The organism is Streptomyces sp. NPDC127084 (assembly GCF_042724175.1).
Classification (GTDB): Bacteria; Actinomycetota; Actinomycetes; order Streptomycetales; family Streptomycetaceae; genus Streptomyces.
In genome coordinates this window covers 1-9,072 of sequence record NZ_JBHXFA010000211.1, presented here as the reverse complement: position 1 = coordinate 9,072, position 9,072 = coordinate 1, and the positions used below count along the sequence as shown (strand labels likewise).

The 9,072-nt window shown below is 69.8% G+C and carries 4 protein-coding genes and 2 pseudogenes; 2 read left to right on the top strand and 4 right to left on the bottom strand.

What is annotated here, in order from left to right; genetic code table 11:
* The coding region (locus ACFWI9_RS30935) for a hypothetical protein (protein ID WP_387167584.1) at positions 1 to 840 on the top strand (840 nt) is incomplete at its 5' end.
* A 94-nt stretch (positions 841 to 934) separates the two neighbouring features.
* On the opposite strand, the pseudogene ACFWI9_RS30930 reads toward ACFWI9_RS30935, so the two are convergent.
* The 4 genes and pseudogenes from ACFWI9_RS30930 to ACFWI9_RS30915 all read right to left on the bottom strand — a co-directional run.
* Positions 935 to 1,162 (bottom strand): annotated as a pseudogene (locus ACFWI9_RS30930) (aminoglycoside phosphotransferase); the annotation flags it as partial.
* 255 nt (positions 1,163 to 1,417) lie between these two features.
* Positions 1,418 to 1,921: pseudogene (locus ACFWI9_RS30925) on the bottom strand (GNAT family N-acetyltransferase); the annotation flags it as partial.
* A gap of 288 nt (positions 1,922 to 2,209) precedes the next feature.
* A complete protein-coding gene (locus tag ACFWI9_RS30920; RefSeq protein ID WP_387167581.1) occupies positions 2,210 to 2,548 on the bottom strand; it encodes a hypothetical protein in 339 nt (112 codons plus the stop codon).
* Positions 2,545 to 6,522: a polymorphic toxin-type HINT domain-containing protein gene (locus ACFWI9_RS30915; RefSeq protein WP_387167577.1), complete on the bottom strand. Its 3,978-nt coding sequence runs from the start codon at positions 6,520 to 6,522 to the stop codon at positions 2,545 to 2,547. Before ACFWI9_RS30915 ends, ACFWI9_RS30920 begins: the two co-directional genes overlap by 4 nt.
* 422 nt (positions 6,523 to 6,944) lie before the next feature.
* On the opposite strand from ACFWI9_RS30915, the gene ACFWI9_RS30910 reads away from it, so the two are divergent.
* The gene (locus ACFWI9_RS30910; RefSeq protein WP_387167574.1) at positions 6,945 to 9,023 is read left to right on the top strand and encodes a trypsin-like serine protease; all 2,079 of its coding nucleotides are present in this window, start codon (positions 6,945 to 6,947) and stop codon (positions 9,021 to 9,023) included.
* The last annotated feature ends 49 nt before the right edge of the window (positions 9,024 to 9,072 follow it).

Genomic DNA, 9,072 nt, shown 5'->3' with positions numbered 1-9,072 from the left:
CGCCGGGCGCACCCCAGGGTCCCGGGCTCGGCCGGGCCGTCCTCGGAGGGCGGGGGCGGGGCGACCGTGGAGGGGCAGTCGGGCGAGGAGCAGACCCCGGGCTGCGGCTGCCTGCTGGCCGGAGCGGTGTCGGGGATCTGCCTCCTGGCGTTCATCGGCGCCTTGACCCAGGGCGAGGTGGGCTCGGCCCTCATCTGCCTGGCGGTGTCGCTACTGGCAGGCATCGGTGCTGCCCGCGGGGTGTCACGACCGTCGCCCGCCGCCGTCGCCCGCCGACGCCCGGGACGGTATGTGTGCCCGTGCGACCTGCAGGGCATCGACCGCGCACTGGTGGTACGCGCTGCCACCGCCGTCGAGGCGATCACGACGTCGCAGGCACACCGCCGCGACGTCGTCGACAGCGCCCGCAACACCGTGGAACTCCCCCATACCCTCTGGCAGATCGCCAAGGACACGGAGAAGATCAGCGCGTTGGCGATGAAGCACAGGCAGGCCCTCACCTCCAGCCCTGGCACGGCCGTCGATACCGTCCTGGCCTCCCAGAACGCGGCCCTGACGACCAGCCGGGACGCCGTGACCGCGCGCGTGACCGCTCTTGAGGAGTACGCCCGCCAGGCCCGCGGCATCGACGCCCTGCTCGCGCAGCAGGACCGGCTGGAGGAACTGGAGCAGAGCAACCAGGACTATCTGGACCTGGTGGCCGAGACCAGCGCCGACGCCTTCTCCGTCGGGCAGGCCGAGGATGCGAGCCGCCAGGCCGCCGTCGCGTCGACCGCACTCGCCGAGGCGGTCCAACGCGCCCGCGACGCGGCCGAGCTGGCTCTGCCCGCGGATTCCTGAACGTACCCGGGAACGGCGGGCGGCAGCTCGCGGGAACCTGCCGTGGACGCCCGCCCGGATGATGGGCCAGTACCTGGTGCAGACGTCCCACCGCCGCTCCGACCGACGCCCACCGGCTGCCGTGCAGGCCGCCTTCGGCGGTCTGCGCGCCGTCTATGTACTCGGAGACGGACACCGCGATTTCGTCGGCCGTGACGATGAGATCACCGGACATCGACCGCCGTACGGCCGGTACCGGTACGCCGTTGCGGCGCGCGAACTCGCCCAGCCGCAGGGCCTCCTGCTCCCCATCCAGTTCAGTGCCCGGCGGATAGGTCTTCACGAACCACCGGCGGCCGGCGTTGTCGTCTGCCAGGTAGTTGCGCGTCGCGGTCCCCCGCGGGCCGTCGACGACCGAGGTGGGGCGATCCGGTAGAACAGCGACAGGAGGCCGGCCACGCTGTTCGGCTCGGACTCAGCGGTCATCTCGCACCAGCCCATCTCCGTATAGAGGCGCCCGGTCCGGATGCCCTCGATCGCGACGCGGGTGTACGGGACGGTCCTGTGGGTGATTCCCGCACGCACAGGCCTGGGGGCACAGTGCGCGGCGCATGCAGACGCGCGGCCACTGGTCCAAGCCGTGTGCCGCCTCGCGGTCGCGGATCTTCCGCAGTCCGGGAGTGAGCCCGCTGCCGCTGATGAGCTGGAATCCGCAGCGCGCGTAGTAGGGGGCGTTCCACGGGACTTGGGCGAACGTCGTGAGGGTCAGGGCGAGTGCGCCCTCGCTTGCGGCGTGAGCCGCCGCATGCTCCAGCAGCAGTCGGCCGATGCCGAGCCGCGCGCTGGCCGGATGCACGGAGACCTGCTCGACGTGGAGGTTTCCGTCGACTCGGTCAGCGATCAGGTAGGCGACCGGGGCGTCGGAGTGGTCAGCCGCGACCCAGGCCAGCCCGGCGCGGTGGTAGCGGGCCAGTTCACCGAGCGGAAGCGGGTCGTCCTCGGCGATCTCTGACATGCCGACGTCGCGGAAGCACTGCCCGGCGGCTCTTTCGAGGTCCTGGAGGAGTGACAATTCGTCAAGGCGCACGTCACGGATCTGCATGGACGCATTTTCCACAGCACCCTGGGCGGGCACACACCGATTATGCGGCGTCTCCTCGATCGGGTGCCCAGCAGACCGTTCACGGACCGTTCCGCGGGTGGCTGCGCCAGGGTGTGTGCGGTCTTTTGACCACGTTGCCGCAGGCTGCTGGGCTCCACCCCGCGCGGGGTGGAGCCCAGCTCCATGTGCGACACCTGCTCGTCGGTCAGCTACGGAAAGACACGGGAGGCCACGGACGCCGAACTCATTACACGTGGGCCGGGAACAACCTCAGCCCGAGACCGGCGCTCAGTCGATCAGTGACCGTGCGACTTCGTTGCCGGCTTCCGTATTGGCGATCCAGGCGCGACTTCCCAGCTTGGGCTCCCAGGAAAGGCGCTCAAGGTCATCGAGTACCAACCGGACAACTTCGCCGACCTCCCCCCTCCACGGCGAGAATCCCTCTGCGGCAAGTTCACCGATCTGGATCAGGCCATTCTCGAGCAGGAAGTGCAGCAGTTCGGCGAAGAACTCCTTCCACGGTCGCCCCGTCGTTCCTTCCCGCGCTGCCCAGATGAGCTGATCAATCGGTACCCAATCGTCCAGCCCTTCGATCAACACGTCAGCGAACACACTTCTGTCGATCATGGCAAGTGAACCTTCAGCGCCTTTCCACCGCTACCAGGAGAGATATCGATCGTCGCTCCACCGGAGGCCGATGCCGTTCTCCACTGGATCACGGTGCCATCCTCGAGTCGATACACCTCGGGGATCCGCGGACCCCGCGCCGGGAGTCTCTCAGCGCCGGCAGTCCAGCGGTCGAAGGCGCTGCGCATTGTCTGCTCATCAGGCATTTCCCGAACATGCCCCTGCCTCCCCTTCGGTAGATCGTCGAACTCGGACTGCCATACCCCGCACGGTCCGTTGCTGTTGTGAACGAGTACCGGAGTCCTGCCCGCCAGCACATAGTACGTATGCAGGTCGTTGACGGTCAGGTTGTACGCCGGCTGGAGTGTCTTCCAGCGGCGTACCTTGCTGATCGGTGCCGGGTCGCCGCTGGAACTCCGCAGGGAGTCACCAGCGTTGAGGTCGGCGGCCGCAGTCCACTTCTTCGACGCGGCAGACCAGACGGGGTGGTTGTCCGTCGCTGTCACGGAGTCTTCTCCGCGGCGCCCGTCCAGGGTGATTTCGGTGAAGTCGAGATCATCCGGAGTGTAAATGGTGGCTTCGACCCGTCGCGGTCCGGTTACGTCGGTGCGGGGATCTGTCGCAAGCACCGAGTCGCCTACACGGATCTGCTCGATCGGCTGTGAGGAGCCGTCACCCATCAGTACACGGGTTCCAGCCGGGAAGCTGTTCGTGCGCGGGCAGTTCGGCGCCTTCCTGAAGACGTCCTTGAGATCATCGAAGATCTTCTTGGTGCTGGAGCCGTACTTCTCCGCGTAGCGTGCCCACTTGGCAGGGGTGGTGGCCCAGCCGGCCAAGGGGATCATGGAGGCGCAGGCAAGGCCTGCGTCGGTCCAGGCGCCTTCGCGGCCGATGGGTTGGAAGTGCTGGATAGTGCCTTCGATGGCGTAGATGGCGCAGTTCGCGCCGTCGGCGACCTCGCCGAACGCCGGAATCATGCCGAGGATGTCCAGCCCGCCGTGGAGCAGGTCGAGCCGCACTCCGAACGAGATGTCGGGCGGGAGCATGCCGGTCCCGAGGAAGGTGATGATCCCCGCGCCGAGCTTGATGAGGTTGCGCTTCTTGGCTGCGGCCTCTTCGGCCTGCCGCTTCTGGACCTCCTTGTTGTACTCGTCGATCATGTAGCGCTCGACGGTCTCGCCGTGCTTGATCTGCGCGTCCTTGGCGCTCATGCCGGCGTTGGTCGCGGAGACCTTGGCGGCTTCGGCGGCCTTGAAGGCGCTTGCGGCGTAGTCCGCGGCGGCCAGGGAGCTGGCGTAGGCCGCGGCGGCCGACTGCTCGGCGCTCGCCGCGCTGCGCGCTGCCTGCCACTCCGCGTCACGTGCGGTGGCCGCGGATGCCGCCGCGTCGTTGGAGGACTTGCGCGCGCTGTCGGCGGACTGCTTGGCCTGGTCGGCGTAGCCGGCCGCCTCGGCGGCGTGTGCGGCGGCCTGCTTGGCGTGGGCTTCGGCCGCGTTGGCGTCGTTCTGGGCGTCGGACGCGGCCTGGGCGGCCTTGAAGGCGTCCTCGTAGGCCCGGGCGGAGTCCTCACTGGCTGCGGCGGTGATCGCCTTGATCTGGGCGATGTGGGCCGCGTTGAGCTGATCGCGTCGCTTGGCGCGGTGCCGGCCGGACTCGATGAAAGTGCGCAGCTGGGTGTCGGGGCTGGCCAGTGCCGTTTCGGCGGCGGCCTTGACTTCGGGGGTGCCGCCTTCGGCGAGGCGTGCTGCCGCGACGCGGTCATCCTCCAGGCGTGCCCTGTGCTGACCGGTCTCGAGGAAGTCGTTCAGCGCCTTGGAGTCGGGGTGGTCCAGCGCGGCGGAGGCCGCCTCCTTCACCGCGGTTCCGCCGGCTTCCTCGATCCTGGTGACCTCGACACGGCGGTCGGGGGCGGCGGCCCGGTACTGGCCGGTGGTCAGGAAGGCACGTACCTCGGCAGGCGTTCCCTTGAGCGCGGTGGCGGCGGCATCGCGCAGGTCCTTGTACGCGCCCGTGAGCGCGATCTGGTTGACCTGCTGGCGTTCGTCCTGCTCGGTGGCCTTCTTCCAGCCGTCGGTGGCGTAGGCGACGACGGCCGCGTCGTCGCCGGAGAGGGCCGTCTCGGCGGCCGTGCGGGACCAGGGGCCGCGGACCTGCAGGGCGGTGAGGGCCATCTTGCGGCCAGCGGCGGCGATCCGCGCGGGGTCGGCTCCGGGCTGTTCGGCCTGGATGGCGAGCTGGGCGAAGTCGCCCTCGAGCTCGTTGCGTTCCTGCAGCAGCCGGTTCACTTCCGCCTTGGCCAGGTCGTACATCTCCTTGGCGTCGCGGGCTTCGTTGACCTGGGTGGTGGTGCGGGCGGTGACCTCCTCGGCCTCACGTGCACGGGCCTTGTCCTGCACCTCCTGGATCTGCTTGAGCGCCTGCCCGGACTTCTGGGCGGCGGCGAGGGCGTCGGCGGCGTTCGCCTTGGCCTTGTCGGCAGCGGCCTGGGCGTCGCCTGCGTGTTCTGCGGCCTTGCGGGCAGCGGCGGCGGCGTTTCGAGCGTGGGCGGCGGCCGAGCGGGCGGCTGCGGCCGACTCCTGAGCGGCTGCCGCTGCGGCGTTGGCGTGCGCACGGGCCTGCTCGGAGGCACGCTTGGCCTCGGCCGCGTGGCGGCGCGCGGAGTTCGCGGCGGCCTTGGCCTCGCCGTAGTGCACACCGGACTGCCTGGCCCAGCTGTCGGCCTCGTCGGCCTGGCCGGCGGAGGCGGTCATGTCGTTGATCGCAGAGAGAGCCGCGTCCAATGCCGCGCTGGAGTGCTTCAGGGTCTCGCGCATGGCGTCGGCGGAGTCCGCGATCCGCGTCGCCTCGGCGGCGGCACGATCGGCCTCGGCGGCGATGTCCTCGTGAACCTTGCCGGAGTTCGCGGCCAGCCAGGCGCCGTCGGCGGCCTGGGACGCGTACAGGGCGGCGGTGGACGCGTTGTGGGCTGCCGTTGCCGCGGCCTGGGCAGCTGCGTTCGCGGCGCGGGCGGCTGCGACGGCCGTGCGGGCTGCCGAGGCGGCCCGTCGGGCGGACTCGGCCGCGCGGCGCGCGGCGTCCGCTGCCCGCCGGGCGTCGCCCTTGGCGGCCTTGGTCTCCGCGGCCGCCTTCGCGGTCTCCTGCTTGGCGAGGGCGGCGGCGGTCTTGGCCTTGCGGGCTTGCTCCTCGGCACTCTTGCGCGCCTTCTCGGCGGCGGCTTGGGCGTCCTTGGTCTGCTGGGCCAGATCGGTGATCGTGGCGTGTTCCTGGTCCTGGGCGCGGGTGATGTGCTGGCCGTAGGTCAGGAAGTCGCGGACATCGTCGATCGAGCCGTTCAGTGCGTCGCTCGCGGCGCGCTTGGTGGCGGGGCCGCCACTCGCCTCGATCTGGGCGACGCGGAGGCGGGCGTCGTCGTCGCGTTGCGTGTACTGACCCTCGGCCAAGAACGCCTTGATGTCGTCGAGGCTGCCGGCCATGGCCTTGTCACCGGCTTCGCGGGTGGTGGGGCCCCCGCCTTCGGTGATGCGGGCGGCCTCAACGCGCTGGTCGTCGGCAAGCGGCGCTTTCCAGCCGTCCTTCATGAAGGCGGACAGCTGTTCGGGCGAGCCTTCGAGTGCCTTGCGGGCGGCCTCGCTGACACTTGGGCCGGCTTCGGTGACGAGCTTGAGCGCGGCTTCGCGCAGGTCGAGGTCCTCGGCGATCCTCTGGCCCTCGGCGAGGTAGGCGCGGATCTGCTCGTCGTTGCCGACGAGGGCTGATCCGGCGGCCGCCTTCACGGCCGGGCCGCCGTCCTTCCAGCTGTTGACGACGCGTTGGCGGTCGGACAGCGGAGGTGTGCCTGGTTCGTCCGCGACGGCGGGCGCCGCGGAGACCAGTCCGGCGAGCAGGGCGATGGGGAGCAGGCCACGGCTGGCCCTCCCGGCCAGCGTGTACCCCTGCTGCCACACCCCGGCCCGACGGCCTGTGTGGTGACGCACGAGAAGGTTCCCCCTTCGAGAGGTCGGTGTATTCCACGGCAGGTCAGGCCTCGGCCCATGAACAGGCCGCGGACAGAGTGGATAGGCCGTGGTCACGCGTGGAGGCGGGATCCGGCGCCGGCGTACTCAGGCCCCCCAGGCCGGCAGACGCCCAGATCCCCGCCGGGCATGGCAGCCCAGCGCAGGAGGAGTAAAGCACAACCAGCGTTGATGTGATTTCTACGTTCACTGACGGACAAACAGCACGGTTACCGATTCGAGATATTGATGGACGATCAGGGTGATGGATCGACGTTATGCTTCGTCGCGACCCCCCAGGCGATCTTGGCCGATCGTGCACTTGCGCGATCGGTCGTCCAGCTGCTCCGTTCGTCCCTCGCGTTCGAGGTGCACGGGGCCTGACCGAAAGAGAAGCCACACCAGTGCGTACACGCACCTGGCTGCCCGCAGCCATCGCGGTCGCCGCCGTCGCCGGGGTTCCCGCTCCGCTCGCCGCCGCAGCCGAGCCCGCACCCCCTGCCACCCCGGCCAACGCCCAAGCACCGTACGCGGTCGAGGACGGTGCCTACCCCTACCGGTCCGACGTCCTGGACGACACCGGAGCCGACCTGATCGCGGGCGACGGAAACATCGTCCAGGTCGAGTGCGGGAGCCACCAGATCGAGGTCTGGGCACTGAACCTGCCGGCCCACAACGACTCCAAGGTCTGCTTCGAGGCCGCCGACACCGGCTACCTGAAGGTGAACATCCCGCGGGCCTACCGAATCCGCACATACAGCCGCGACATCAGGGCGTCCGTCTCGATCGAGGGCACCACCGAGAACCTGACCGTTCCGAAGGACACGTCCAAGGGCTTCGGTGAGGCTCACCCCACCGACCCCAAGCAGGCGGTGGTGCTGGACCTGCGGGTCACCGGTACCGGCTCCAACACACCTCCCGGCGCCTCCGCCGACATCAAGGGCCTCGGCTTCAACGGCAAGTTGCTCATCGGTGACACCAAGCGCTGTTCCGCCGCGCTGGTCGACGCGCAGTGGGTCCTCTCCGCCAAGAGCTGCTTCGCCGACAAGCCGGCCGAGAGCAACGACGTCGCCGCCGGGGCTCCCAAGGAGAAGACCACCGTCGTACTGGGCAAGCCGCACATCAATCTGCTCGGCGGTCACACCAGCGAGATCGTGCAGTTGGTGCCGCATCCGGACCGGGATCTGGTCATGGCCCGGCTCGACAGGCCGGCCACCGGCATCGCCCCGGTACCCCTCTCCTCAACCGCGCCCGCCCCGGGCCAGCAACTGACCGTCGCCGGCTTCGGACGTACCAGGACCGAGTGGGCCCCGGGCATTCGCCACGAGGCCCTCTTCACCACCGGCGCCATGGAGGCGACCGGCTTCGACCTCATGGCCAAGACGCCCACCGACGCGACCGTGTGCGCGGGCGACGCCGGTGGCCCGGCGCTGCGCCAGGACGGCGTCAACAAGTACACCCTCTTCGGCGTCACCAGCCGGTCCTGGCAGGGCGACTGCCTCGGCAGCACGGGATCTCGCGCCGGTGCGTTCGCCACCAGGGTCGACGACCTCGGCCAGTGGGTCCTGCAGAGCCGTGCCCTCGCCCCTGGATGGAAGACCGAGACCCTCGTCCAGACCGGCACCAGCCTCTACCAGGGCATCCGCCTGGCCGACGGCTCCTGGACCGGCTTCACCGACGTCCAGGCCAAGGCCGGCGACATCAACGGTGTCCGGGCAGCCGCGGCCGCGGGCATCAACGCCGACACCCACGTGGTCGCCCTCGGCGGCGACGGCCGCATCCACCACACCGTCCGCAAAGCCGACGGCGACTGGTCGAAATTCGGTGACGTCGGCGATGTCGCCGGCGTCCTCGGCAACGTCACACAGGTCTCGGCCGTCTCCGTCGGCAACGACCTCCACGTCGTGGCTGTCGCCGACGGGAAGCTGTTCCACACCCTCCGCAACGCCACCGGTCACTGGTCCCGCTTCGGGGACGTCTCCGGAGCCGCCGGACCGATCGGCACCGTGACCGCCGCCGCCACCGCAAGCGTCGGCGGTGAGCTCCAGGTCATCGCGGTCAACGGCGGCAAGGCATTCCACACCGTCCGCAACACCGCCGGACAGTGGGCTCCTTGGGGCAACGTCGCTCAGGCCGCCGGCACCACCGGCCCCATCACGGCCGTGAGCATGGCAGGCACCGGCGGCGACGCGCAGATTGTCATCGCCACTGACAACGGCACCCGCCAGTACCACGCCATCCGCAAGGCCGACCGCACCTGGACCACCTTCGGCGACCTGAAGGACTACCTCGGCACGGCCACCGCCAAGTCCCTGGGCGCCGCCCACGTCGACGGTGAGCTCCAGCTCACCACCACCACCTCCGACAACAAGCTCCTCCACATCATCCGCCACGCCGACGGCACCTGGTCCCCGACCACCACCGTCAACCTCCAAGGCGTCACCGGCACCCCCGGCACCACATCGAGCACCGGCACCCTCTGACCTGCGGGACCCGTACTTCACTACCTGGTGAACGGAAAGGGTGTGGGGC